Source organism: Microbacterium sp. 4NA327F11 (genome assembly GCF_005503465.1).
GTDB classification, from domain to species: Bacteria; Actinomycetota; Actinomycetes; order Actinomycetales; family Microbacteriaceae; genus Microbacterium; species Microbacterium ginsengisoli.
The window spans coordinates 1-25,657 of record NZ_SCOB01000007.1; the positions used below are offsets into that span (position 1 = coordinate 1).

A 25,657-nucleotide genomic window follows, 5' to 3' on the forward strand; every position below is an offset into this window, starting at 1 on the left:
CGGAAGGACCTCATGAACGTCCGCCTCCTGGCCCCGCTCACCGCCGCCGCCACCTTCGCCCTCGTGTTGAGCGGATGCAGCGCGGGAGCCGCGCCCTCCGCGACCGCCTCCGGCGGCGCCACCCACGTCGCTGTGACGCTCACCGGCGACAACGGGGGCACCTGCAGCCTCGACACGGCGACTGCCGCCGCAGGTCCGGTCACCTTCACGGTGACGAACCAGAGCGCGACCTCCATCACCGAGATCGAGCTTCTCAGCGGCGACAGGATCGTCGGCGAGAAGGAGAACCTCGCGCCCGGCCTCTCCCCCGCGAGCTTCACCGTCACCCTCGACGGCGGCAGTTACCAGCTCTACTGCCCGGGCGCCGCCACCGAAACCATCCCCTTCAGCGTCACCGGCCAGGCCGCGACCCCGACCGGCAGCGCCGCATCGCTGATGGCCGAGGGCACCCAGGGCTACGCGACCTACGTCGATGGCGTCGTCGACAGCATGGTGACCGCGGTCGCCACCCTGAAGTCTTCGATTGACGCCGGCGACCTCACGAAGGCGCAGGCCGACTACGCGCTCGCGCGTCCGTTCTACGAGCGCATCGAGTCCGATGTCGACGGGTTCGTGCTGCCGGGCCACTCCGCAACCGACAACGCGGGCAGCCTCGACTACCTCATCGACATGCGCGAGTCGAACCTCGATCCCGCCGTCGGCTGGCACGGGTTCCATGCCATCGAGCGCGACCTGTTCCAGGCCGGCGCGATCACGGCGTCGACGACACAGCTCGCGGCCGAGCTCCTCACGAACGTCACCACGCTCGACTCGCTCGTGAAGGCGCTCAGCTACAAGCCGGAGGACCTCGCGAACGGCGCAGCGAGCCTCCTCGAAGAGGTGCAGTCGGGCAAGATCAGCGGCGAGGAGGAGGCGTACAGCCACATCGACCTCGTCGACTTCGCCGGCAACGTCGAGGGTGCGCAGCAGGCGTTCGCCTACCTCGAGCCCGGGCTCACGACGCTCGACTCCGGGCTGACCCAGCAGATCTCTGCGCAGTTCGCCGCCGTCAACAAGCTGCTCGACGGCTACCGCGATCAGAGCGCGATCGGCGGCTACGTGCCTTACACCGACGCCGTGAAGGCCGCGGACGCCGCGACTCTGAGCCGTGCGGTGCAGGCCCTGCAGGAACCGCTTGCGCAGATCGCGGAGAAGGCGGCGACAGCATCGTGAGCGCGGCCGTGCCGCCGCGGGAGCCGTCGTCGCAGGAGTCACCGGATGCGGGGGTCTCCCGCCGCGGACTGCTCCTCGGCGCCGCAGCCGGCGGCCTGGTGGCGGGGGTGGCGACCGGTTTCGCCGGCGGGCGCGCCGTCGCGGCGCAGCCGACCGCGTCGTCAGGCGACGTCGTGCGGCTCGACAATGCGGTCTCGTTCTACGGCGACGCCGAGCAGGCGGGCATCCGCACCCCTCCGCAGCGGCACTGCGTGTTCATGACGTTCGACCTGACCACGTCCTCACGCACCGACCTGCAGACCCTGCTCGCCACCTGGTCGGCGGCGAGCGCTCAGCTCATGCGCGGCGCCACGATCGGCCAGGTCGAGCCGTCGCAGCCGAGCGCCATCGGCGACGACACCGGCGAGGCCGTCGACCTCGACCCGGCGTCGCTGACCGTCACGATCGGTCTCGGTCCGCGGGTGTTCGGCGACGAGTACGGTCTCGCGGCTCAGAAGCCGCCGCTGCTGCGGGAGCTCTCGCAGCTCCCGAGCGAGGCCCTGGATCCGTCGCTCACCGGCGGCGACCTGTCGGTGCAGGCCTGCGCGGACGACCCCCAGGTCGCCTATCACGCGGTGCGGTCGCTGGCTCGCGTCGGCAAGAAGCTCGGCGCGGCATCCACCCGATGGACGGTGACCGGCTTCGGGCGGGCCTCAGCCGGAAAGGGGCAGTCGACGCCGCGCAATCTGATGGGCTTCAAGGACGGCACGCGCAACATCGTCGACGACGCGGACTTCTCGCAGTTCGTCTTCACCGGTGATGGTCCCGACTGGCAGCGCGACGGCAGCTACCAGGTCGTGCGCAAGATCCAGATGCGCATCGAGAACTGGGACACCGACCGGGTGTCCGACCAGAACCGTGTGTTCGGACGCCACAAGCTCAGCGGCGCGCCGCTGACCGGCACGGTGGAATCCGACACCCCGGATTTCTCTAAGACGGATGCCTCGGGCGCACCGGTGATCGATCCGACGGCCCACATCCGGCTGGCCGCGCACGAGAACAACAACGGTCTGAAGATCCTCCGCCGCGGGTACAACTACACCGACGGCATCAACCAGTACGGGTTCCTGGACGCGGGCCTGCTGTTCATCAGCTACCAGAAGGACCCCGCGCAGTTCGAGACGCTGCAGCGCCGTCTCGGCTCGTCGGACGCACTGAACGAGTACATCTCGCACATCGGCTCGGGCATCTTCTTCGTGCCGTCGGCAGCCCGGTCGGGGACATACCTCGCGCAGGGCGCGTTCGCCTGAGTTGCGTGGCGAGGCGGCCCGCGCGTCAGCCGTCGTGCGCGGCGACGGCGTCGGCCAGCCCATCGAGGAACCGCGCGACCACGTCGAGATCGGCGTCGGAGTACGTTCCGGCGACGTCACGCATCGCGCCGAGGCTCTCGCGATAGTGCGCGAAGAACGCGGTGCGCGATGCCGGGAGGAGCGCGATCACCCGCGCGCGGCGATCGTGAGGATGGGGGCGGCGTTCGAGGTACCCCGCCGCCGCGAGCCGGTCGAGCAGTTTGGTCGTCGAGGCCGTCGAGATGCGCAGATGCCGGGCGATGTCGTGCGGACTGACCGGCTGCCCCTGCTGCTCGCGGATGATCAGCATGCGGAGCGTCGCGAGATCGGTGGCGTTCATCCCCATGTCGTCTTTGACGCCCGAATGCATGCGGTCGAGGGCGTCGTTCAGCGCCCGCACGCCCACGAGCACCCGCTGTACGGCGCTTTCGCGGGACGCGGGGTCGGGTCGATACTCGGACATGTGGACACTCCTCCACACCTCTTGTAGCATCGGACTCAGAGATCGCTAGTTTAGCTAGCAAAAGGGGAGAGCAACAGTGTCAGACGTCGAGCAGGTGGTCTTGCTCGACGAGCGCGCCGGTCCCGTCGGGACGGCTCCCAAGAGCACGGTACACGGCGCCGACACCCCCCTGCACCTCGCGTTCTCGTGCCACGTGCTCGACGATGACGGACGGGTGCTCATCACCCGCCGCGCGCTCTCCAAGCAGACCTGGCCGGGCGTCTGGACGAACACCTTCTGCGGCCATCCCGGCCCGGGCGAAGACCTCGAGGCGGCGGTGCACCGCCGCGCGCGCGTCGAGCTCGGACTCGCCCTCGACGACGTGACGCTCACCCTCCCCGACTTCCGCTATCGCGCCGTCGACGCATCGGGCGTCGTAGAGAACGAGGTGTGCCCCGTCTTCGTCGCGCACGCGACAGGACCGCTGCATCCCGATCCGGACGAGGTCGCCGAATGGGCGTGGGTCGAACCCTCGGCTGTCGCGGCCGCCGTCTCTGCGGCACCGTGGGCGTTCAGCCCGTGGCTCGGGCTGCAGGTCCCCCGACTCGCCCTCTACGACACCGCCGCGAGGGCGGCGCGATGATCGCCCGCATCTCCGCGGTCGATCGCGCCGCCGTCGACGACGCGATCGACGCCTCCCTGGCACGGCTGCAGAAGCGAGGGGCCGGGCTCGGCGACGCCTTCGACGACCTCGCGGCCTCGATGGTCCGCGCGGCATCCGGCGGGAAGCGCTTCCGTCCCGCGCTCGTGCTCGCGGCGTTCCGCGCCTGCGGAGGTACCGACGGGCGCAGGGATGCCGCAGCATCCGTCGCCGCGGCGTTCGAGCTGCTGCACACCGCGTTCGTCATCCACGACGACGTGATCGACCACGACACGATGCGTCGCGGCGTGCCGAACGTCGCCGGGGAGTTCCGCCGTCGCGCGCTCGGTCACGGCGCCACACCGTCGGCGGCGACCGGCGTCGGCGAGGCGGCGGCGATCCTCGCGGGCGACGTGCTCCTCTATGAGGCGACCCGGCTGGTCGCGGCGGTCGATCTGCCCGCCGACCTGCGCTCCCGCCTTCTCGATCTGCTCGACGACGCGGTTCTCGTCTCCGCCGCGGGAGAGCTCGCCGATGTCGAGCATGCGGCCGCCGACGCGGAGGCCGAAGACGACAGCCTCATCGCGACCGCTCACGACAAGACGGCCGTCTACTCCTTCGCCGCCCCGCTCGCCGCCGGCGCCGTGATCGCCGGTGCCGACGAGACGGATGCCGCGGCGCTCGCCGCGTGCGGCACCCACCTCGGCCTCGCGTTCCAGCTCGTCGACGACCTGATCGGCGCGTTCGGTACCTCCGCGCAGGCCGGTCGCGACGCCGGCGTGGACCTGCGCGAAGCGAAGCAGACGCCCCTCATCGCCCTGGCCCGTCGCACCGAGGGGTGGCACGCGGTGCGCGACACACTCGCCGTCGCCCACACCGGTCCGATCGCCGTGCTCGACGCGCAGCGCGCGCTCGACGAGAGCGGCGCCCGTGCGGCGCTGGTCGCGCTCATCGACAGCGCACTCGACGCCGCGCGCACCCGTGCGCAGGAGCTCGGCGTCGCGGCATCCGCCCTCGTCGACCGTGCCGCCGACGCGATCCGCGAGCGCATCCCGTGACCGACGCACCCGGCATCGCGCTCTACGACCGCACGGCAGCGGATGCCGCGGCCACCGTCATCGCGCGTTACTCGACCTCCTTCGCTCTGGCAGCGCGACTGCTCGGAAGCCGGGTGCGGCCCCACATCCGCAACGTCTACGCGCTCGTGCGCATCGCCGACGAGATCGTCGACGGTCCCGCCGCCGAGGCGGGAGTGGCCCGCGACGGCCAGGCGGAGCTTCTCGCCGGCCTGGAGGCCGAGGTCGCCGCGGCCGTCGCGCGCGGGTTCAGCAGCAACCTGGTGGTGCACGCCTTCGCCGGCACGGCGCGCGCGTGCGGCATCGGCACCGACCTCACCGCACCGTTCTTCGCGTCCATGCGCACCGACCTCGACACGACCGTGCACGACGCCCGCTCGCACGAAGAGTACGTCTACGGCTCGGCCGAGGTGGTGGGGCTCATGTGCCTGGCGGTGTTCGTGAACGCGGGGGCCGTCGCACCGATCCAGCCCGACGGCAGACTCGTCGCCGGCGCCCGCGCGCTCGGGCGAGCGTTCCAGGACGTCAACTTCCTGCGCGACCTCGACCACGACGCGGCCGGCCTCGGCCGCGACTACCTCGGCGCGACCGACGCCCGGTCCCGCGCCGACGTGCTCGACCGCATCGACGGCGACCTCGACCTCGCCGCCGACACCGTGCCGCTCCTCCCCCGCGACTGCCGACCCGCCGTGACCGCCGCCCACGACCTGTTCGCCGCCCTCTCGCGACGGCTGCGTCGAGCGGATGCCGCCGCGGGCCGTGTGCGCGTCCCCGACCCCGTCAAGGCGTACCTCGCCGCTCGCGCCCTGCTGGGCGCACGGCCCCAGCGCCTCGGGGTGCGCGGATGACGGGCCGCACCGCGATCGTCATCGGCGCCGGCATCGCGGGGCTCGCCACGGCCGCCCTCCTCGCAGACGACGGCTACACCGTGACGATCGTCGAACGCGGCGATGACGTCGGCGGTCGGGCCGGCACGTGGGACCGCGACGGATTCCGGTTCGACACCGGCCCCAGCTGGTACCTCATGCCCGACGTGTTCGAGCATTTCTTCCGTCTTCTCGGCACCACCACCGAGCGAGAGCTCGACCTCGTCCCGCTCTCCCCCGCGTACCGCGTCTACTCCGAGGGGTACGACGCCCTCGACGTGCCGAGCGGGCGGGGCGCGGCATCCGCTCTGTTCGAGAGCATCGAGCGCGGCGCTGGCGCGAAGCTCGAGCGCTACCTCGACTCCGCCGCCGACGCCTACGACCTCGCCGTCTCGCGCTTCCTGTACGACCCGTACCTCGGGTACGCGGGCCTCGTCGACGGCGCCGTCGCGCGGCAGCTGCCGCGGCTCGCGCGGCTGCTCGTCGAGCCGCTCGCGTCGCGGGTCGAGCGCACGTTCACGGACCGCCGGCTGCGGCAGATCCTCGAGTACCCGGCAGTCTTCCTGGGCGGATCGCCGTACGGTGTGCCGAGCCTCTACCACCTGATGAGCCACCTCGACCTGACCGACGGCGTGCGGTACCCGCAGGGAGGCTTCACCGCCCTCATCCGGGCGATCGAGCGCCTCGTGCGGGCGCGCGGCGTCGTCATCGAGACGGGCGCCGACGTCACCGCGATCGACGTCGTGGCCGGGCGGGCGCGCGGCGTGCGGCTCGCCGACGGCAGCATGCTCGCGGGAGACGTCGTCGTGTCCACCGCCGACCGGCACCACACCGAGACGGCGCTGCTCGACGAAACCCACCGCGAGCTGCCGGAGAGCTGGTGGGAACGACGCACGCCGGGACCGGGGGCGCTGCTGATCCTCCTCGGCGTGCGGGGCGAACTGCCCGAGCTCGCGCACCACACCCTGCTGTTCACCGAGCGCTGGCGCGAGAACTTCGATGCGATCTTCGGGGAGCCCTCGGCGATCCCCGACCCGGCGTCGCTGTACGTGTGCCGCCCGAGCGCGACCGACCCCACCGTCGCGCCGGCAGGCCACGAGAACCTGTTCGTGCTCGTACCGGTCCCCGCCGATCCCTCGCTCGGCCACGGCGGCATCGACGGGGCGGGAGAGGCGGGAATCGAACGGGCAGCGGATGCCGCCATCGCCCAGATCGCCTCGTGGTGCGGCGTGCCCGACCTCGTGGACCGCGTCGTCGTGCGACGCACGATCGCGCCCGCCGACTTCGCCGACGACCTGAACGCCTGGCGCGGCACATCGCTCGGACTCGCGCACACGCTGCGCCAGAGCGCGGTGTTCCGCCCGCGCAACGGCTCGGCGAAGGTCCCGAACCTGTTCCACGCCGGCACCTCGTCGCTTCCGGGCATCGGGTTGCCGATGTGCCTGATCTCGGCCGAGCTCGTCGCCAAACGCCTGCGCGCGGACCGCAGCGCGGCGCCGCTCGTCGAGCCGGCGGGTCGCTGACGTGCCCGGCCTATATCTGCTCGTCATCGTCGTCTCCGCGGCGGGCGTCGCGCTGCTCGACGCGCGATACCGGCTGGCCCTGTGGGCGCGGCCGCTGACCTCCGCGATCGCGGTGTTCGTCGGCACCGCGTTCTTCGTCGTCTGGGATCTCGTCGGCATCGCCGCGGGCGTCTTCGTGCAGGGTGACTCGCCGCTCTACCTCGGCATCGAGTTGGCCCCGCACCTCCCCCTCGAGGAGATCACCTTCCTGCTGTTCCTCTGCTACCTCGCCGCCGTCTGCGCCGGAGCCGGCACCCGCCTCCTCGCGCGGAAGGAACCTCGATGACCTACGCGCTGCTCGTGCTCCCGTTCCTCGCGATCACCGTCGTCGTCACGCTGCTGAGCGCCGTGCGCCCCGGATTCGGACGGCGGATGGCGGCATCCGCCCTCGCCGCCGTCGCCCTGCTCGCCCTCACCGCCGTCTTCGACAACGTCATGATCGGCGCCGGGCTGTTCTCCTACCCGCCCGAGCATCTGAGCGGCATCCGCATCGGCCTCGCCCCGATCGAGGACTTCTCCTACCCGCTGTGCGCGGCGTTCCTCGTGCCCGCGATCGCCGCCCTCGTCTCGCGGCGCGAGAGGAGCGACGCATGAACGTCGTGCGCACCCTGTTCGTGTCCTCGCGGCCGGTCAGCTGGATCAACACCGCCTACCCGTTCGGCGCCGCCTACCTGCTCGCCACCCGCGAGATCTCCGTCACGCTCGTCGTCGGCGTGGTGTTCTTCCTCATCCCCTACAACCTCGCGATGTACGGCATCAACGACGTGTTCGACTACGAGTCCGACCTGCGCAACCCCCGCAAGGGCGGTGCTCACGGTGCTGTGCTCGATCGGCGGCTGCACCGCGTGACGCTCTGGGCGGCGGGCCTCAGCTGCCTGCCGTTCGTCGTCTACCTCGTCATCGTCGGCTCCGCGCTCTCGTGGCTGGCGCTCGCCGCGAGCCTGTTCTTCGTGGTGTTCTACTCCGCGCCGCCGCTGCGCCTCAAGGAGCGTCCCTTCGCCGACTCGGCGACCAGCAGCATCCACTTCTTCTCACCGGCCATCTACGGCCTCGTGCTCGCCGGGGCCACCTGGACGTGGGCCCTCGCCGCGGTCATCGGCGCATTCGCCCTGTGGGGGGTCGCGTCGCACGCCTTCGGCGCGGTGCAGGATGTCGCGGCCGACCGCGAGGCCGGCATCGCCTCCGTCGCGACGGCGATCGGCCCCCGCGCGACCGTCTGGTTCTCGCTCGCCTGCTACGCGGCCGCCGCGCTCGTCGTGACGGGGGGAGCCTGGCCCGCACCGCTGGCCGCGCTGCTCGCCGTGCCCTACCTGGTCGCCGTGTGGCCGTATCGCGCGGTCACCGCCGAGACCGCGCACCGCGCCACCGTCGGATGGGATCGGTTCCTCTGGATCAATCAGTTCTCGGGGTTCGCGGTGACGCTGCTGCTCATCTGGTGGTGGCAGCTGGCGCGCTGAGCCTCGAATGCCCGAAGGTGGGGTGGACGCCCGCGCGCCCACCCCACCGTCGGTTCACTGCGAGGAGAGCTGCAGCAGCGTGTTGATCGCCTGGGTCAGACGCGCGTCGGCCTCGCCGTACTTCGTCCAGTCGCCGGCCTGGAGAGCCGATTGACGATCGAGCATCGCCTGCTTGGCCTCCTGGAGCGCCGCCTGGTAGGCGGTCGACGATCCGGTGCCTCCGCTCGCAGAGGGCGACGGCGTAGGCGTGGCGCTCGGGGTCGACGTCCCGGTGGGCACCGGGGATGCCGTCACACCGTTGTCGCCCGCGGCGGCGCCCGAGTTGCCACCGAACAGCGAGTCGAGCGCTGCCGTCAGGGTGTCCTCGAACGCGACCTGGCTGCCGAAGGCGACGAGCACCTTCTGGAGCGTCGGCAGCTTCGTCGCGCCGGACGACTGCACGAACACGGGCTGCACATAGAGCAGGCCGCCACCGACGGGCAGGGTCAGCAGGTTGCCGTTGAGCACCTGCGACTGCCCCTGTTTGAGCAGGTTGATGAACGATGAGACGGCGGGGTCGGCGCTGAACGTGTTCTGCACCTGCCCGGGCCCGGGCACCGGAGTCGAGGCGTTGATCACCAGCATCCGCAGCTTGCCGTAATCGGCACCCTTCGTGCCGGCGGTGGTGCCGGCATCCGAATCGACCGCGAGATAGCCCATCAGGACGTTCCGCGCATTCGTCCCGTCGGATTGCGGGATGAACGAGGTGAACATCGAGTAGGTCGGCGAGGCCTGGCCCGGCATCTGCATCGTCATGTAGTACGGCTGCTGCAGCACGGTGTTGTCGGTCGGGTCGGCGGGAGTCGTCCAGGCGTTGTCACGCTGGTAGAACGACTGCGGATCGTTGACGTGGTACACGCCCAGCATCGTGCGCTGCACCTTGAAGAGATCGGTCGGATAGCGCACGTGGCTGATGAGATCGGCCGACATGTCGGCGATCGGCTTGACCGTGGACGGGTAGACGTTCTGCCACGCCTGCAGGAGCGGGTCCGTCGGATCCCAGGCGTAGAGCGTCACATGACCGTCGTACGCGTCGACGGTCGCCTTCACCGAATTGCGGATGTAGTTGACGTTGTCGAGCGCGACCCGCGGAGTGGGGTTGTTCGCGTCGGCGATGGCCTGGGACATGCTCGTCGTCGTCGAATACGGGTACTGGTCGCTCGTGGTGTAGCCGTCGACGATCCAGACGATGCGGCCGTCCACCACGCTCGGGTACGGCTCGCCGTCGAGGGTCAGGTACGGGGCGATCTTCTGCACGCGCGTTGCGGGGTCGCGGTCGTAGAGGATCTGCGAATCCTGGTTGATCGAGTCGGAGAACAGGATCTGCTCCGCCTGGAACTTGATCGCGTAGATGAGCCGGTTGAACACGTTGCCGATGTTTGGGCCGCCGTTGCCGGCGAAGGTGGTCTTCGTCTCGGTGCTGCTGCCGTCGCCGGCCGGGTAGTCGAGCTCGATCGGCGCGGTGCCCGCGGGGGCGCCGACGATCGAGTACGTCGGAGCGTTCGCCGAGAAGTACACCCGCGGCTCGTACTTCTCGCCCGACGTCAGGAAGCCCGCGGACGGGATGCCGCGCTCGAGGAAGACGGGGTTGCCGTCGGAGGTGCGAGCGTTGCCCTTGGCGACCACAAGCCCGTAGCCGTGCGTGTAGATGAGCGAGGTGTTCTGCCACGTGCTGGCGGTCGTGCCGAGCGCGTTGAGATTGAGGTCGCGCACCGACACCAGGGTGTCCTGCGTCTGCCCGTCGATCGTGTAGCGGTCGACGCTCAGCGGGCTCTGGAACTGGTAGTACGACCGGTACTGCTCGAGCTGGGCCACCGTCGGCGGGATGATCGCCGGGTCCATGATGCGGATCTGCGCCGTCGTCTCGGCATCCGATCGCAGCTGCCCCTGCTGTGCCGTGGTGTTCGCGGAGAAGTTCGTCTCCTGCAGGTCACTCAGGCCGAAGCCCGCCTTGGTGCCGTCGATGTTGCGCTGGTAGTACTGGCTCTCGACGCTCAGCTGGTTCGGACGCACCTGCACGAGATTGACGATCCACGGGTAGCCGACACCGACGACGAGCGAGGTGATGATCAGCAGGGCCGTCGCGATCAGCGGGTAGCGCCACCGGCCGATCACGGCGGTGACGAAGAACAGGATCGCCACGAGCACGGCCACGATCGAGAGGATGGCCAGACCCGGGATCGTCGCGTTCACGCTCACGTATGCCGCCCCGGTGATGCGGTCGTCGGCGCTGGTGAGCGTCTTGTAGCGGTCGAGCCACAGGCTCACCGCCTGGAGCAGAAGGTAGACGCCGGCGATGATGGCGAGCTGCACCCGCGCGGGGCGCGAGATGCGCAGCTCGCGCTGGCCTACCCGAACGGAGCCGTACAGGTAGGACACCGCGGCCGTGAGCAGCAGGCAGATCAACACCACGGCCGACGCGAAGGCGAGGACGGCCGAGTAGAACGGCAGCGCGAACAGGTAGAAGCCGGTGTCGAGGTTGAACTGCGGGTCGCCGGTCGCGGTGTGCACGCCGTTGACCCAGAGGGCCGCGGTCTGCCACTGCGCAGATGAGGCGAAGCCGGCGAAGAGCCCGAAGAAGATCGGGATGCCCCACATCGCGAGTCGTCTCAGCGGCTCCACGACCTCCTGATAGCGGTCGAGCTGAGAGCTCAACCGCACGTATACCGGGCGCAGCCGGTAGGCGAGGTTGATGACCAGCCAGGTCGGCACCGCCATCCCCAGGAAGCCCACCACGAACATGCCGATGCGCCACACCCACTGCGTGGTGAGCACGTTCAGGAAGCCGAGCTGGGAGTACCACAGCCAGTCCGCGTAGACGTTGGCGAAGATGAAGAACGCGGCCACGAGCAGCGCGATCACCACGAGGGAGATCGCGATGACGCGACGGGTTCGACTCGGACGGGTGGGCTTCGGCGCCGTGGCGGAGGTCACCCTGTCATCCTACGAGGCGGGCTCTGGAGGAACGCCGAGCATCTTCCCGGCGTCGCCGCGTCCTCCGGGTGTGTCGGGAGTGGTCAGGGCGTCGGCGTCGGCGAGACCGACGGCGTCGGCGAGGCCATGACCGTCGAGCATGTCGCGAGGGTGGAGGTGTCCCCGCCCGAGCCGATCACCGTGAGGTCCTTGACCGCGTCGTCGAGCGTCGAGACCGCGTAGACCGAGAGCCCCTGCGGGATGTGCCCGACGACCTCGTCGCAATTGTCGGCCGGTGCGAGGAAGTACTCGGCGCCCGAGGAACGGGCCCCGTACATCTTCTGGCGGATGCCCCCGATCGCCCCGACCTCGCCGGCGGCGTCGATCGTGCCGGTGCCGGCCACGTTCTTGCCGCCGTTGAGATTGCCGGGGGTGAGCGTGTCGATGATGCCGAGCGCGAACATCATCCCCGCGCTCGGGCCGCCGACATTGAACAGCTGCAGCTTCACATCGATCGGGAAGTGGAACTGCGTCAGCAGCGACACCCCGATCAACCACGTGGACTGGCCGTTGATGATCTGCTGCTTCGGGGTGATGCTCACCTGCTGCGTCGTGCCCCCGCGTTGGATCGTCAGGCTCACCGGTGCGCCGTCCTTGGCCGCGATGATCGCACGCAGCGACGCGACATCCGTCACGGCGGTGCCGTCGGCCGATTCGACGACGTCGTCCTTCTGCAGCACCCCGTTGGCGGCACCGTCGGACTCGACCGAGTAGACCGAGAGGTAGGGCGTCACGGTGTACCCGAGGTGGGTGAGGGCCGCCGCAGTCGCCTCCTGCTGCGAATCGACCATCTGCGCCGAGCTCTGGTCGCTCAGCTGCTGTGAGGTCTGGTCGGGCGGATAGATCGCGTCGGCGGGCACGATCGAGCGCGACGGGTCGAAGAACGCCGGGATCAACTCGAGCCACGACGGACGAGCGTCGGCCGTTCCCACGACCTGCACGGTCAACAGCGACAGCTCGCCGGCCGTCGGGTAGGTGGTCGCACCCGAGACGGTGATGATCGGCACCTGCTGCTTCTGGTCGTTCTGCACGGTGCCCAACGTGTTGAACACCGGCCCGGGCGTCTCGATCACATACGCCGACGGAAGGAACGACAGCACGAGCAGCGCGACGAGCGCGACGACGAGCGCCCAGATGCCGGCGACCCCCGCGCGCGACCGCGGACGCCGGGGCCGTTCGGATGCCGCGGGCCCGGTCTCGTCGAACAGCGTCACGCCGCCTCCGTCGTGTCGTTCGCGGCCGGCGTACGACGATCTGGCTCGTCCCGGGCATTGCGAGGGTGTGTGCAACTAGCGTAGTTGGCAGCTCGACATGCGGCTGAGAGGCGACTGAGGTGGCACACGACGACGACGACGATGCATCGCAGGGCGATGACCTGAACGAGCTGCTCCGGCGGCTGCTCGGGGGGGGGCACGGACGGCGGCCAGCTCGATCCCGAGCTGCTCTCCCGCCTGTCGGGGATGAACATCGACCCGGCGACGCTGCAGCAGATGATGACGCAGATGCAGGCCGCCTTCGCCGGCGGCGAGGAGGCGACCTGGGAGATGGCCTCGCGCCAGGCCCTGCAGATCGCCGGCCAGAGCGATCTCGCCGTCAGTTCCGCTCAGCGCAGCGACCTCGATCAGGCCTTCTCCCTCGCGAACCTGTGGCTCGGCGAAGCGACGACGGTCCCCGAGCTCGCGCAGCCGGGCGGTGCGATCACGCGCGCCCGCTGGGTCGAACTCACACTGCCGGTCTGGCGCGAGCTCGCTGAGCCCGTCTCCGGCAGCATCGCCGATGCGATGACGGCCGCGCTGGTCGAGCAGACGGGCGAGGAGTTCGGGGAAGTCGCACAGGGCGCGGGCCGCCTCATGCGCACCGTCGGCGGCTCGCTGTTCGCCACCCAGCTCGGTCAGGTGGTCGGACGTCTGTCGATGGAGGTCGTCTCCGGCGGTGACGTGGGCATCCCGCTGCTGCCCGCCGGTCACGCCGCGATCCTCCCCCAGAACTTCGCGGACTTCGGAGCAGGACTCGAGATCCCCGACGACCAGCTCGCGCTCGCGACCGCCACCCGCGAGCTCGCGCACGCCCGCTTGTTCCGGCACGCGAAGTGGCTGCGCCTGGACGTGATCGCTCAGATCGGCGAGTTCGCCCGCGGCATCCGCATCGACGTGTCGGCTCTCGAGGACGTCGCGTCGCGCTTCGACCCGTCGTCGCCCGACGAGCTGCGCCAGCTGCTCGAGTCGGGGGCGCTCATCCCCCCTCGCAGCGACCAGCAGAACGCGGCGCTCAGCCGCCTGGAGGACGTGCTCGCGACCGTCGAGGGCTGGGTCGAAGTCGTCACCGCGGATGCGACCGCCCGTCTCCCGCACGCCGACCGCATCGCCGAGGTCGTGCGCCGGCGCCGCGCCGTCGGAGGACCCGCAGAGAAGGCCCTCGGGTCTCTCGTCGGGCTGGAGCTGCGTCCCCGCCGCGCCCGTGAGGCGGCCTCGATGTGGCGGGCGATCACCGACGCGGTCGGCGTCGCGGCGCGCGACGCGCTCTGGGACTACCCCGACCTGATGCCGACGTCGGCCGACATCGACGACCCGTCGACGCTCATCGCCCGTCTGCAGGCGGATGCCGCGGGCACGGCGCCCGAGCCGGACGAGTTCGACGACGCACTGCGCCAGCTTCTCGCCGAGGAGTCGGGCGACGCGCCGCGCGCAGCCGGCACGGATGACGAGCGCGACGACGACCCGACCGGCACCGCGGACGGCGGACGGCCGGTCTGAGGCGGCATCCGCGAGGGAATCGCCGCGGCATCGTCCGCCGTGGTCACCGGGGACGGGCGTCGCGTGCGACGGCTCCTCCCCAGCGCCCGCAGACCGCGACGCTCGCGCGAGTTCCTGTGGACTCCCGCGACTGAGCCCTGCGGGCACGCACAATCGGGGCATGTACCGCATCGACCCCGCCCACCCGCCGCTGTGGCGCAGCCCCGTCGACGTGCAGTTCGGCGCCGATGCGCGGCTCGTGCTCCTTTCCCCGCCCGACTGGCAGCTGCGAGCGATCGCCGACCTCGTGACCGGAATCGGCGAAGGTTCTCTCGGGTACACCGCGCACCGGGCGGGTATCGACATCGAGAGCCTCGAGCGGTTCGTCGCAACGCTCGAGCCGGTGCTCGAGCGGGTCCCCCGGCCGCTGCGCTCAGTCGAGGTCGCGGGCGGGCCGGGGGTCGACGAAGAACTCGTGTGCCTGGTGCGCCACCGGCTCGCGCCGTTCGCGCCGCTCGTATCCGAGGGCGCGCCTCGCCCACGCGGCACCATTCAGGTGCTCGTCGCCAGCCACGCCGTGCATCCGGCCGCCTATGCGGCCTCTCTCGGCGATGACGTCGTGCACATCCCGGTGGTCTTCACCACGACGGGAATCACCATCGGCCCGCGCGTCGAACCGGGCGCGACGGCCTGCCTCGCGTGCGTCGACGCCGATCGGCGCGACCGCGATCCGGCGTGGCCGATGATCGCGGCTCAGCTGCTCACGGCGCCCACGCCCGAGATCGCCGATCACATTCTGGTCGAGGCCATCACGATGCTCGCCGGCTTCGTCTCCGGCGAGGAGGACCTCGCTCTCAGCGGCCACTCCGTGACGATCCCGAACCAGTCGATGCGCCGCGAGTGGCTCGCCCATCGCGCACATCCAGAGTGCGGATGCCGATCTCCTCGGCGAAACGCGACACCCGACGCTCCGAGCGCCCCTCCCCGCGCGACCACGACAGCGACAGGCTTCGCGCGGCCCGCGTGATGCCCACATAGGCCAGTCGGCGCTCCTCGTCGACCTGCTCGAACGTCTGGGCGTACGAGATCGGCAGCAGTCCCTCCGACAACCCGACGAGGTGCACGTGGTGCCACTCGAGGCCCTTGGCGGCATGGAGGGTCGCGAAGGTCACCGTCTCCAGCGTCGGCTCGTGCTGGTCCTTCGCCCGGGCGAGCAGCGCGTCGGTGAACCCCTTGAGGGTCGTTCCGTCGGGCGCCTCGTCGGCCAGCCTCAGCAGGGCCGCGCGAGCCTCCCACGCATCACGGAGCGCTCCCCCCGCCGCCGGCGCCTCGTCGGTGTGGCCGAGCGAGCGGAGCACATCCCGCACCGAGCCCCGGAAATCGTGCCCCGTGGGTGACACGGCTGCGGCACGCAGCGCCATCACCGCCTGGCGCACCTGCGGCACGTCGAAGAAGCGCGCCCCGCCCAGCACCGTCACGGGGATGCCCGCATCGGCGAACGCCTGCACGAGCTCCGCCGACTGCGCGTGCGACCGGTACAGCACCGCGACCTCGCGAGGCGCCGTCCCCGACGCCAGCTGCGCCGCGACCGACGCGGCCACGCCCTGCGCCTCGGCTCGCTCATCGGGGTACGCCGTGAGCGACGTCGGCGGCGAGGCATCCGCCCTCCCCGCGGGCGGGTGCAGCTCAAGGGCGCCCGGACGTCCGCGCATGAGGGCGTTGGCGGTGCGCAGCACCTCGGGCACGCTGCGGTAGTTCGTCTCGAGGCGCACGACGCGGGCGTTCTCGTACCGCCGCTCGAACTCCAGCAGGAACCGGGCATCGGCGCCCGCGAACGAATACACCGTCTGGCTCGCGTCACCCACGACGCACAGGTCGTGGCGCTGACCCACCCAGAGGTCCAGCAGATGCTGCTGCAGTGGCGAGACATCCTGGTACTCGTCGACGGTGAAGTGCCGGTACTGCTCCCGCACGGCCTGAGCGACACGCGGCTCCGCCTCGATCATGCCGGCGCACGCGAGGAGCACATCCTCGAAGTCCATCTGACGACGCTCATCCTTGAGCTTCTCGTAGGCCCGCATGAGTGCCGCGACGGCCGCGACATCCAACGAGCCGATCCCCCGGGGCCGGGCATCGACGTACGCCTCCACCGAACGCATGGTGACCTTGCGCCATTCGATCTCCGACGCGACGTCGCGCAGCGTCGCCGCCGACGGGTCCATGCCGATGCCGTCGGCGGCGTGGGCGAGCGCCCGCACCTTGCTGTCGACGATCGCGGGTACGGTGTCCCCCGCCACCTGAGGCCAGAAGAAGTTCAGCTGCGCGAGGGCTGCCGCGTGGAAGGTCCGCGCCGACACCCCTTCGACCCCGAGAGCGCGCAGGCGCCCGCGCATCTCTCCCGCGGCCTTCGCCGTGAAGGTCACCGCCATCACCCGCTGCGGCGAGTAGGCGCCTGTCTCGACGCCGTGCGCGATACGGCGGGTGATCACCCTTGTCTTGCCGGTGCCGGCGCCGGCCAGCACGCACACGGGGCCGCGCAGCGCGCGTGCGGCCTCCAGCTGGCGGTCATCGAGCCCGGAGAGCACTCCGGAGCCGGTCACGGCCGCTCCGCGTGCCAGGCCGTGATGAGACGGTAGGCGATCGAGGACGGACCGGGCAGCAGCAGATCGGATTCGCCGGCGAGTGCCCGACCGATCTCATCGCGGTGGAACCAGCGCACCTCGACGATCTCTTCGCCGTCACCCTGCGCGGCAGCATCGAGCGCGCGTACGAGGAAGCCGAGCATGAGGGAGCGAGGGTACGGCCACGCCTGCGAGCCGCGATAATCGACGTCGCCGACGGTGATGCCCGCCTCTTCGCGGATTTCGCGCACCAGGGTCTGCTCGAGCGACTCGCCCGCCTCCACGAAACCGGCGAAGCATGAGTAGCGCCGCTGCTCCCACGCGGCGTTGGCGCCGAGGAGCAGCAGATCGGGATCGGTCGGATGCCGCACCGCCGCGATCACCGCGGGGTCGGTGCGCGGGAAGTGCTCGCGCCCGCAGCGGGGGCAGTGCCGCGCCCAGCCGGAGGCGACCAGATCGGTGAGCTCACCGCAGGCGGGGCAGTACGGGGCATCCAGCAGCCATCGTCCGAGCGCGACGCCGGTGACCGCGAGCTCCGCCTCGGCGGGGACCAACGCCGCGGCGACGGCGCGCAGCGGCGAGCCGGTGGTCTCCTCCGCCGGCTGCGCGGCCGACGCGGCGAGCAGCACGGCGACGCCGTCGAGGCGCCCGAGGAGCGCCCACACGACGCGATGACCGGTGACCGCCGCGGGCGGGACGAGCTCCAGCGCGCTGTCGGGTGTGAGCGACACCCGGTCGCCGCGCACGACCAGCACGCGGGTCGCCGGGTCGGCGCGGAGCGCGTCGACCAGGGCGGCGTCGGAGCGCTCATCGCCGGCCCGATCGAAGCCTGCCGTCGCACCGTCCTCGGGCGCGTTACGTGCCGACATCGATCGCTCCTCCCAGGGCGTGGCGCCGGGCGAGGGGGGACCTCGCAACCTACCCTGAGGGCATGGCGCGCACCCCGTTCACTCTAGCCGCGAGCGTCACCGCCGCCGTTCCGGGTGCCCGCATCGTCGCCGCCGGCGCGCTCACCGATGGCGCGGCCGGACGATTCGACTCGGCCGTCGTCGTACTCGACGACGGCCGACGCCTCGCCGTGCGGGTCGCCGCCACCGTAGACGCCGCCGAGCAGCTGCGCGCCGAGGCACGCGCCCTCGCCGCACTGACCGATGGCGTGCGCGCGGTGCTCCCGTTCGCCGCTCCCGTCGCCGTCGGTCAGACCGTCGTCGACGGCTCCCCCGCGCTGGTCACCGACCTGGTCGACGGCTGGCACGTCGACGCCGCGCAGATCCCGGACGGTCGCGGCGTGGCGACGGCGCTGGGCGCCGCGCTCGCTGCCGTGCACGCGCTCCCTGTCGCCGTCGTGCGTTCCGAGGGCCTGCCGGTGCGCACGAGCGATCAGGTGCGCGACGAGACCCGTCGTCTCATCGATCGCGCCGCCGCGAGCGGGCACCTGCCGCGCACCCTCCGGGCGCGCTGGATGACCGCGATCGACGCCGATTCGCTCTGGGAGTTCGAGACCGTCGTCGTGCTCGGCGGCGTCGACGCGGGCGCATTCGTGTTCACGGGCGACGACGACCTCCGCGTATCCGGCCTCATCGACTGGCACGGGCTGTCCGTCGGCGACGCCGCCGCCGACCTGCACTGGCTCGCGGCGGCCCCGGTGGCCGCGGCGACCGTGCGCGAGGCGTATGCCGCGGCATCCGTGCGCGCCGGCGATGCCCATCTCACCGAGCGCTCGCGCCTCTACGCCGAGCTCGAGTTCGCGAAGTGGCTCGTGCACGGACTCGAGAGCGACGATCACGACGTCGTCGCCGACGCGGCGAGCCTGCTGGCCTCGCTCGACGAGAGCACGCGCGGTGAAGACCTCACTCCGGTACGTCACAGCGATGTGCAGGCGGCGATGGACGTGCTCGACCGTGTTCCCGCGGCCGCCACGCCGCGCGGGGACACTTCGCTGCAGACCGACGCCTTCGACCGCGCCGACCTCTCGGCCTTCGGCGACATCGAGACGGGCGAGACACGTGACGACCTCGCAGTCGTCGACGGCGACGCCGACCCCGCTGGGGACGTCGACGGCGATCCGCAGGCGACCCAACCGATCGAAGCCGCTTCATGGGGAGCAGGTTCCCGCACGATCCCCCACGACCCGGCTCCTCCGACACTCGACCTCGATCTCGACCCGGTGGCAGATGCCGACGAGGCCGAGCGGGCATCCCGCGCCGCCTTGCGCCGCTGGGCTGTCGGCGGGGACTGACCCCCGCGCGTCCTGGCGCAGGTCAGCCTCGCAGCACCAGGCCGTGCGCGACGTAGAACAGCGCGACGTCGATCTGGTCGAGCGGCACCCCGTGCCGGGAGTGGTAGGCCCGACGGTAGAGGTCGAGCTGCACCATCCGCTCGGCGCGTTCCGACGACGTCCGCGGCGGCGCGCCCGTCTTCCAGTCGACGATCTCGATCCGGTCGCCGCGCCGGTAGACGGCATCGAGCTTGCACACGATGACGTGAGGGCGCCCGTCGAGATCGTCGAGTCGGAAGTCGATCTCGGTCTCCACCTCGATCGGTTGCAGAGGCGCCCACTCCGACGCGAGGAAGGCGTCGATGAGCGGCGCGAGGGCGGCAGGCTCAGCGACGCCGCCCGGTTCGTCCCCATCCCAGAGTTCGTCGTCGAGCCCCGCCGTGCCGGCGAGTCCGGCACGGCGCTCCACCCACGAGTGGAAGCTCGTGCCGATCCGCGTCTCACGGTACGGCCGCTCGGGGAGCGGACGGGACCGCGCGGCGACGGCGGCCGAATAGTCGGTCGTGAAGTCCTTGTAGGCCGAGGCGGGAATGCGGGTCGGTGCCGAACGATCGCCCCCGCGCCGCTGCTCGTCGCGTTCGACGAGAAGAAGCGACAGGTCCGGATCGAGGATGACGGCGTCCGCCGCCCGCACGAGCTCCGCCGCACGCTCGACCCTCTCCCTCCGACTGCCCAGCGCATCGAGCGGCCAGCTCACCGTACGCACCACGTCATCGGGGCGCTCGCCCGGATCGACGTCCACCGCGCCGCGCCCGAGCGCGGACGCGGCCTCCCGCAGGAACCGGCTCGCCGCCCGTGGCTGCACCGTTCCCGCCCACGATGAGCCGGTGAGAAGCAGGTGGTCGCGCGCGCGGGTCACGGCGACATACGCCAGCCGGCGTTCCTCGGCGACCTGCCGGTCGCGGTTCTGCTCGCCGAACGCCTCGACCGCATCGCGCAGGGCCTGCTGGGTGGGAGCCTCGGCCGCAGACCACGCGAGGCGCGGGAGCCACGGGGCATCCCCGCGGAACTCGAACGGCAGCGCACCGAACGTCAGCCATCCCTTGGCGTCGCGGCTCGCGGCGGGAAGCTCGTCCTCGACCATCCGCACGACCGCGACCGCATCCCACTCGAGACCCTTCGACCCGTGGATCGTCAGCAGCTGCACGACGTCGGGCTCCGTCGGTTCCGGTCGGGGGGCGAGCTCGTCGACGGATGCCGCGTGGTCGAGCCACGCGAGCAGGCTGGGCAGCGACCGCGCATCGTCGGAGGACAGGAAGCCCGCGATCTCGGCCGTGAAAGCCCGCACCTGCGCGTGGGCGGTGCGCTGAGGCCCGCGGGCCTCATTCGCGGCGAGCTCGAGGTCGAGGCGCAGCTCGCTCTCGATCAGTCGCACGAGATCGAGCACGGGAAGTCCCGCGGCTCGGCGCCAGGCCGCGATCACGCCGGCCGCCTCGCGCAGTCGGGTGCGCGCGGCCGGGGTGAAGCCGGCGAGCCAGCCGTGGTCGTCGCGCACGCGGGGGAAGAAGTCGAGCGCGTCGCTGAGCGAGCCGTGATCGTCGGCCGCGGATGCGCGCAAGGTCGCGACGACGTCGGGGGCCAGGGGCTGGAGCGCCGCGTCGTGTCGCGCGAGCCGGGCGCCGAGCGCCCGCAGCTCGCGCAGATCGGCGACGCCGATCGCCCACCGCGGCCCGACCAGCAGACGGATGAGCTCCGACCCGGCGAGCGGATCGGCGATGACCCGCAGCGCCGACACGATGTCGACCACCTCGGGGGTGTCGAGAAGCCCACCGAGTCCGAGCACGCGATGCGGCACGCGGTGACGCACGAGGGCCTCGGCGAACACGCTCATGCGCCGCTTCGACCGGAACAGCACCGCGCCGGTCGTCGAGAGGCCCACGCAGCGGCGCTCGGCACGGACCCGCACGAACCACTCCGCGACCCGTTCCGCCTCATCGTCGAGTGTCGAGGCCATCTCGAGGTCGACCTCTCCCCTTGCCGCACCCGGCCGTGGGCGGAGGGCCGCGACATCCGCCCCGCCGGCGAGCGGTGCGAGCAGCGCCGAAGCGATCTCGAGCACATCCGCGCTGTTGCGCCAACTGGTCAGCAGGGAGAAGCGTTCGCATGCGCCACGAGTCACGAAGGCGCGCGGGAAGTCGTCGAGGTTGCCCGCACTGGCACCCCGCCAGCCGTAGATCGCCTGGTGCGGGTCGCCGACCGCCATCACGGCGGTGTCGGCGAACAGTGCCGCGAGCAACCGCGCTTGGACGACCGAGGTGTCCTGGTACTCATCGAGCAGAACCACCCGGAACCGTGAGCGCAGGCCCTCAGCGACATCCCGGTGGCGCTCGACGATCTGCAGCGCACCGGCCACCTGGTCGGCGAAGTCGATGACTCCGCGACGTTCCTTCGCCGACGCGTAGCCGGCCGCGAGACCCGCCAGCACCTCGAGGCCGTCGACCTTCTCGACGAACCGGGGGAAGTCCGCGTAGACACTCACCCGTGCCGTCTCGGAGGGCCGTTCGAGGATGCCGCGGAACCGCGACGGGAACGCGGCCACGTCGCCGAGGTCGGCGAGGTTGTCGACGGCGGCGCCCGCGAGCCCCAAGGCCGCCGACACGATCGTGCCGAGCGATTCGCTGCGGCTCTCCAGCCGGGAATCGTCGCTGTCGAGCGCGACCCGCCGCATGAGAAGCCAGGATGCCGACTCCGACAGCACCTGCGCATCGGGGTCGCGCCCGATCAGCACCGCGTTGTCGCGCACCAGGGCGTCGGCGAAGCTGTTGTAGGTCGCGACGGTGGGGCGATCGAGGAGGTCGTCGGGGTCGACGGCACCCGCCGCGGCATCCGCTCCCAGCCGTCCGGCGAGATCGGCGATGCGTGCTCGGCGCTCCGCGGCGGGGGCTCCGGCGCGCTCGAGCTCGCCGAAGGCATCGAGCGCGCCGACCGCGTGCAGCTCGTCGAGGCGGTCGACCAGGCCCGCCGCCTCGAACTCGGCGAGGCGCGCGAGACGTCGTTCGATGCGCTCGGCGAGCTCGCCGGCCGCCTTTCGCGTGAAGGTGAGGCCGAGCACCTCGTGACGGGCGACCAGCCGGTTGGCGACGAGCCAGACGACGCGCCCCGCCATCGTCTCGGTCTTCCCGCTTCCGGCGCCGGCGACCACCAGCGCCGGGCCCAGCGCAGCCTCGATGACGCGGGCCTGCTCGTCGGTCGGGGGGAACTGGCCGAGGGCCGCGGCGACCGCGGCAGCGGAGACGGTCACGGCGCGCTCACCGCTCCGACCACATGGATGCGGCACACACCGTGGGCGTGCTCGTCTCGGCAGTGCTGCTCGTAGGGCGCCGCGAACCGCGTGCCCGCCATCACGGCGATCGCGTGCTGCAGCCGGGCGATGAACCGCTCGCGGGCTTCGTCGTCGAGCGGCGCCTGCCGCGGTTCGAGGTAGGGCTTCGCCGTGCCGGTGTGCAGCACCAGCAGTTCGGCGCCGCCCGCGGGCAGGCCCGCCGACGGCGCGATCGCCCCGGCGTCGTGGGCGAGCTGGTAGGCGAGCAGCTGCGGGTTCTCGACCACGGCCTTGTCGGTGCGCGGCTCGGCCCGACCCGTCTTCAGATCGACGATCACGACGGTGCCGTCGGCCCGCCGCTCGACGCGGTCGACGACGCCGCGCAGCAGCGCACGTCCCTCGCCGTCGTGGGGTGGCAGCGGGATCTCCACCTCGAACGGCGTCTCGCTCGCGAGCAGCTCACCGCCGCCCGCCGCGAAGTCGCGGAGGTACTGCGCCAGACGATCGACGAGGTCGCGGGCACGCTCGCGCCCGGCACGCTCGAGCCACTCGGATTCGAAGCCGAGCTCGTTCCACCGGGCGTCCACGACCTCCCACAACGCGACGGCGTCGGCGTCCGGCGCCGCCTCGAGCGCCGCGTGGATGAGCGTGCCGAGCCCGGCGACGGTGCTTCCCGCGTCGGCGCCGAGCTCGCGCACGACCCAGTCGAGCTCGCACTGCTCGAGCGCCGCGAGCCGGGAGGGCGAGACGCGGATGTCACCGTGCGCCAGCGAATGCAGCGGGGCATCGGATGTCGCGGCCCCCACGCCGTACCAGTCGTCGGGGCGGGCCCCGGCGACACCGGCGGACGCGAGCGCGGCGAGCTGCGCCGCCGCCGACCTGTCGGGGACATCGGCGGTGACAGCCCGCCGCAGCTGGGCGACGACCCCGCGCAGCGTGAGGGGCGGCAGCGCCCGCGCCGCCTCCGCGTCGGGGAGCAGGGAGAACAGCCCGCTGGGGCGATGATCGTCGTCGGACGTCGCGGTCACGACGACCCGCGTGCGGGCGCGGGAGAGGGCCCGCACGAACAGGCGAAGCTCATCATGGAGCACGGCACGCCGCCGGTCGAGCACACCCGCAGCGGCCGTGACGCCGGCCGCGGCGTCGTGGAGGCGCCACGTGCCGAGCAGTGTGCCGCGCAGTCGGGTGTTGGGCCACACGCCCTCTTGTACGCCCGCGATGACGACGGTGTCGAACTCGCGTCCGAGCGCGGCTGCCGGGCTCAGCACCGCGACCACGTCGGCATCGGGGTCGCGGCCGAGCAGGTCGGGGGCGACATCGGTGGCGAGCACCGCGTGCACGAACCGCAGCGGGTGCGAGGCGGCATCCTCATCGCGCTCGGCGTCGCGCTTGGCGGCCTGGAACAGGGCGACGACCGCATCGAGATCTCGGTGGGCCTGATCGGCGACCGGGCCATGGCCGCTCGTCGCGGCCAGCCACCCCGCCTGACGGCCGCTCGCTTCCCACGCGGTCCAGAGCAGATCGTGCGCGGTTGCACCGTCGGCGAGCTGCGCACGCATGCGCGAGAGGGCCTCGGCGGTGCGCACGACCGCCCGCCCCTCGCGGCTGTCGATCGCCGCGGCGTGCATCGGGTCGTCGAGCGCCGCGGCGAGCAGTTCCGCACCGGTGCGCCCGCCGCCGTCGCCGAGGTGGGCATGGCGAAGCGCCGTGCGCACCCGTCGCACATCGAGCGGATCGAGCCCCGCCGCCACGAGGACGTCGGCCGCGGCCGCGGGTGCCACCACCGCGTCGCCGGCCGCCAGCACCACCGTCAGCAGGTCGCGCACGGCGGGCACCTGTCCGAGCGGAACCCCCTGGCCCTGACCGCGCGTGGGCACCTCCCGGGCGGCGAGACCCGCCTCGAGCGCCTGCACCTGACGGGTGTCGTGCGCGATGACGGCCAGCTCGCCCCACGGCACTCCGTCACGCAGTCGGCGCTCGCGCAGGGTGCGCGCGATCTCGTCGAGCTCGTCGTCGACGGATGTCGCCACCACCGCGCGCAGGCCGCCGTCGCCGACCCATTCCCCGGCGGGTGCGGTGCGGTGCGCGACGCCCCCCGCGGCCCCGATGCGCACGGTCACGCGCCGCTGTGCCTCGATCAGGTCGCCCTGCGCTCGGTGCGGCTCGGTGAGCGCGCCGAGAGATCCGAGACGCGCGCCCAGCGCGGCGAGGTTCTCTGGCCTCGCCCCGCGATATGCGCCCGAGGCGAGGTCGGGGTCACCGAAGGCGACGACGCCGACGCCACGGTCCCGCAGCGCGGCGAGGAGATCGACGCCCCCGGATGTCAGCTCCTGGGCGTCGTCGACGATCACGGCGTCGAGCCGCCGCACCGCAGCGAACACGGGGTGGTCGACGGGAAGAGCGCGCACCAGCTCGACGGCCTCGAGCGTGAGGCCCGCCGCGTCACGCGTCGAGGCGCGCATGTCGCCCAGCACGCCTTCGTACTCGGCGAGGAACGACGCGAGCGCCGTCCACACGATCTCGGCCTCGGCGTCGGCGAGCGCGGCGATGCGGGCGGGGGTCAGCGCGAGCGTGCGCGCGTCGGCGATGAAGGCCCGCAGTTCACCGCGGAAGCCGCGGGTTGCGCGGGTGGCGGCTCCGAGCGCGTCCGGCCAGCGCGAGCGACCGGATGCCTCGTCCTCGGCGTCGCCGGCGAGGAGGTCGGCGAGGATCTGGTCGTCGTCGGACGCCGTGAGCAGCAGGGGCGGCTCGTCGCCGGTGTGCACGGCATGCGCGCGGACGAGCTGGAACGCGAAGGAGGTCAGCGAACGCGCCGGCGGGCCTGACGTCGCGCGCCCGAGCGCAAGGGACAAGCGGTCGCGCAGCGCCGTCGCCGTCTGACGCGTGGGCGTGAGGACGAGCACCGCGTCGGGGTCCGACCCGGCCGCGACGAGCGCGGCGGCACGCTCGACGAGCAGCGTCGTCTTGCCCGAGCCGGGAGCGCCCGTCACGACGCCCGTGAGCGCCGCGGGCGCCGAGCGCACCAGCGCCCGCACAGCCGCGTCGGCGGGGGGCACGGTGTCGGACGTCACCCGACCACGCTACCGACGCCGCCCGACATCGTTCGCCGACAGCGTGACGTGCGCGGCCGGTGCGCCGCGAGGCGCAGGCTACGCTCGATCATGCGCCC

Annotated in this window: 18 protein-coding genes; 11 read left to right on the forward strand and 7 right to left on the reverse strand. The window is 71.9% G+C overall.

All coding sequences use genetic code 11. From position 1 onward, the window contains the following. Together efeO and efeB are read left to right on the forward strand one after the other, a co-directional pair. Window positions 1-1,212 (forward strand): iron uptake system protein EfeO (gene efeO, locus FFS51_RS06055; protein WP_349303919.1); only part of this gene is annotated, 1,212 nt, incomplete at its 5' end. Then, the gene (efeB, locus tag FFS51_RS06060) at window positions 1,209-2,501 is read left to right on the forward strand and encodes an iron uptake transporter deferrochelatase/peroxidase subunit (protein ID WP_249352665.1); all 1,293 of its coding nucleotides are present in this window, start codon (window positions 1,209-1,211) and stop codon (window positions 2,499-2,501) included. The genes efeO and efeB, both read left to right, overlap by 4 nt. A gap of 25 nt (window positions 2,502-2,526) precedes the next feature. Here efeB and FFS51_RS06065 read toward each other — a convergent pair whose 3' ends face one another. Beyond that, complete coding sequence (locus FFS51_RS06065; RefSeq protein WP_045246994.1) at window positions 2,527-3,003, reverse strand: MarR family winged helix-turn-helix transcriptional regulator; 477 nt, start codon at window positions 3,001-3,003, stop codon at window positions 2,527-2,529. A 76-nt stretch (window positions 3,004-3,079) separates the two neighbouring features. On the opposite strand from FFS51_RS06065, the gene idi reads away from it, so the two are divergent. The 7 genes from idi to FFS51_RS06100 are packed head-to-tail and all read left to right on the forward strand — an operon-like array spanning window position 3,080 to window position 8,583. Next, window positions 3,080-3,625: an isopentenyl-diphosphate Delta-isomerase gene (gene idi / locus FFS51_RS06070; RefSeq protein ID WP_137877778.1), complete on the forward strand. Its 546-nt coding sequence runs from the start codon at window positions 3,080-3,082 to the stop codon at window positions 3,623-3,625. Next, window positions 3,622-4,680: a polyprenyl synthetase family protein gene (locus FFS51_RS06075; protein ID WP_137877779.1), complete on the forward strand. Its 1,059-nt coding sequence runs from the start codon at window positions 3,622-3,624 to the stop codon at window positions 4,678-4,680. Before idi ends, FFS51_RS06075 begins: the two co-directional genes overlap by 4 nt. After that, complete coding sequence (locus tag FFS51_RS06080; RefSeq protein ID WP_137877780.1) at window positions 4,677-5,546, forward strand: squalene/phytoene synthase family protein; 870 nt, start codon at window positions 4,677-4,679, stop codon at window positions 5,544-5,546. Before FFS51_RS06075 ends, FFS51_RS06080 begins: the two co-directional genes overlap by 4 nt. Next, window positions 5,543-7,087 carry a phytoene desaturase family protein gene (crtI, locus tag FFS51_RS06085; RefSeq protein WP_137877781.1) on the forward strand — a complete coding sequence of 515 codons (1,545 nt, stop codon included), beginning with the start codon at window positions 5,543-5,545 and terminating at the stop codon, window positions 7,085-7,087. The genes FFS51_RS06080 and crtI overlap by 4 nt, the downstream gene beginning before the upstream one ends. Window position 7,088: 1 nt before the next feature. Continuing rightward, complete coding sequence (locus FFS51_RS06090; protein ID WP_137877782.1) at window positions 7,089-7,412, forward strand: lycopene cyclase domain-containing protein; 324 nt, start codon at window positions 7,089-7,091, stop codon at window positions 7,410-7,412. Further along, the gene (locus FFS51_RS06095; RefSeq protein ID WP_056207231.1) at window positions 7,409-7,720 is read left to right on the forward strand and encodes a lycopene cyclase domain-containing protein; all 312 of its coding nucleotides are present in this window, start codon (window positions 7,409-7,411) and stop codon (window positions 7,718-7,720) included. The genes FFS51_RS06090 and FFS51_RS06095 overlap by 4 nt, the downstream gene beginning before the upstream one ends. Then, window positions 7,717-8,583, forward strand: a complete 867-nt coding sequence (locus tag FFS51_RS06100; protein WP_137877783.1) for a prenyltransferase — start codon at window positions 7,717-7,719, stop codon at window positions 8,581-8,583. The genes FFS51_RS06095 and FFS51_RS06100 overlap by 4 nt, the downstream gene beginning before the upstream one ends. Before the next feature lie 54 nt (window positions 8,584-8,637). Here the strand turns inward: FFS51_RS06100 and FFS51_RS06105 are convergent, their stop codons facing one another. Beyond that, on the reverse strand, window positions 8,638-11,556 hold the full coding sequence (locus FFS51_RS06105) for a UPF0182 family membrane protein (protein WP_045246986.1): 2,919 nt from the start codon (window positions 11,554-11,556) through the stop codon (window positions 8,638-8,640). 83 nt (window positions 11,557-11,639) lie between these two features. After that, entirely contained in the window at window positions 11,640-12,809 is a 1,170-nt protein-coding gene (locus FFS51_RS06110; RefSeq protein ID WP_045246985.1) for a YlbL family protein, read from the reverse strand. A 246-nt stretch (window positions 12,810-13,055) separates the two neighbouring features. Between FFS51_RS06110 and FFS51_RS06115 the strand changes: the two genes are divergently transcribed. Then, window positions 13,056-14,348 carry a zinc-dependent metalloprotease gene (locus FFS51_RS06115; RefSeq protein WP_157013156.1) on the forward strand — a complete coding sequence of 431 codons (1,293 nt, stop codon included), beginning with the start codon at window positions 13,056-13,058 and terminating at the stop codon, window positions 14,346-14,348. A gap of 833 nt (window positions 14,349-15,181) precedes the next feature. On the opposite strand, the gene FFS51_RS06120 is transcribed toward FFS51_RS06115, so the two are convergent. Beyond that, window positions 15,182-16,927 (reverse strand): ATP-dependent helicase, encoded by a 1,746-nt coding sequence (locus tag FFS51_RS06120; RefSeq protein WP_048809225.1) that lies wholly within the window; start codon window positions 16,925-16,927, stop codon window positions 15,182-15,184. Then, window positions 16,924-17,817 (reverse strand): NAD(+) diphosphatase, encoded by an 894-nt coding sequence (gene nudC, locus FFS51_RS06125; protein WP_045246981.1) that lies wholly within the window; start codon window positions 17,815-17,817, stop codon window positions 16,924-16,926. The genes FFS51_RS06120 and nudC overlap by 4 nt, the downstream gene beginning before the upstream one ends. A gap of 62 nt (window positions 17,818-17,879) precedes the next feature. Here nudC and FFS51_RS06130 point away from each other — a divergent pair, with 62 nt between their 5' ends. Beyond that, window positions 17,880-19,187 (forward strand): phosphotransferase, encoded by a 1,308-nt coding sequence (locus tag FFS51_RS06130; protein WP_045246980.1) that lies wholly within the window; start codon window positions 17,880-17,882, stop codon window positions 19,185-19,187. 22 nt (window positions 19,188-19,209) lie between these two features. Here FFS51_RS06130 and FFS51_RS06135 read toward each other — a convergent pair whose 3' ends face one another. Together FFS51_RS06135 and FFS51_RS06140 are read right to left on the reverse strand one after the other, a co-directional pair. Continuing rightward, window positions 19,210-22,467, reverse strand: coding sequence for an ATP-dependent helicase (locus FFS51_RS06135; RefSeq protein WP_045246979.1), 3,258 nt, complete (start codon window positions 22,465-22,467; stop codon window positions 19,210-19,212). Continuing rightward, the gene (locus FFS51_RS06140) at window positions 22,464-25,559 is read right to left on the reverse strand and encodes an ATP-dependent DNA helicase (protein WP_048809224.1); all 3,096 of its coding nucleotides are present in this window, start codon (window positions 25,557-25,559) and stop codon (window positions 22,464-22,466) included. The genes FFS51_RS06135 and FFS51_RS06140 overlap by 4 nt, the downstream gene beginning before the upstream one ends. Window positions 25,560-25,657 lie beyond the last annotated feature (98 nt).

Excerpts from the sequence above, each read along its gene's own strand:
- FFS51_RS06065 (WP_045246994.1), bottom strand. The coding sequence starts at position 3,003 with ATGTCCGAGTATCGACCCGACCCCGCGTCCCGCGAAAGCGCCGTACAG.
- FFS51_RS06075 (WP_137877779.1), top strand. The coding sequence starts at position 3,622 with ATGATCGCCCGCATCTCCGCGGTCGATCGCGCCGCCGTCGACGACGCG.
- crtI (WP_137877781.1), top strand. The coding sequence starts at position 5,543 with ATGACGGGCCGCACCGCGATCGTCATCGGCGCCGGCATCGCGGGGCTC.
- FFS51_RS06095 (WP_056207231.1), top strand. The coding sequence starts at position 7,409 with ATGACCTACGCGCTGCTCGTGCTCCCGTTCCTCGCGATCACCGTCGTC.
- FFS51_RS06100 (WP_137877783.1), top strand. The coding sequence starts at position 7,717 with ATGAACGTCGTGCGCACCCTGTTCGTGTCCTCGCGGCCGGTCAGCTGG.
- FFS51_RS06115 (WP_157013156.1), top strand. The coding sequence starts at position 13,056 with ATGAACATCGACCCGGCGACGCTGCAGCAGATGATGACGCAGATGCAG.
- nudC (WP_045246981.1), bottom strand. The coding sequence starts at position 17,817 with ATGTCGGCACGTAACGCGCCCGAGGACGGTGCGACGGCAGGCTTCGAT.
- FFS51_RS06130 (WP_045246980.1), top strand. The coding sequence starts at position 17,880 with ATGGCGCGCACCCCGTTCACTCTAGCCGCGAGCGTCACCGCCGCCGTT.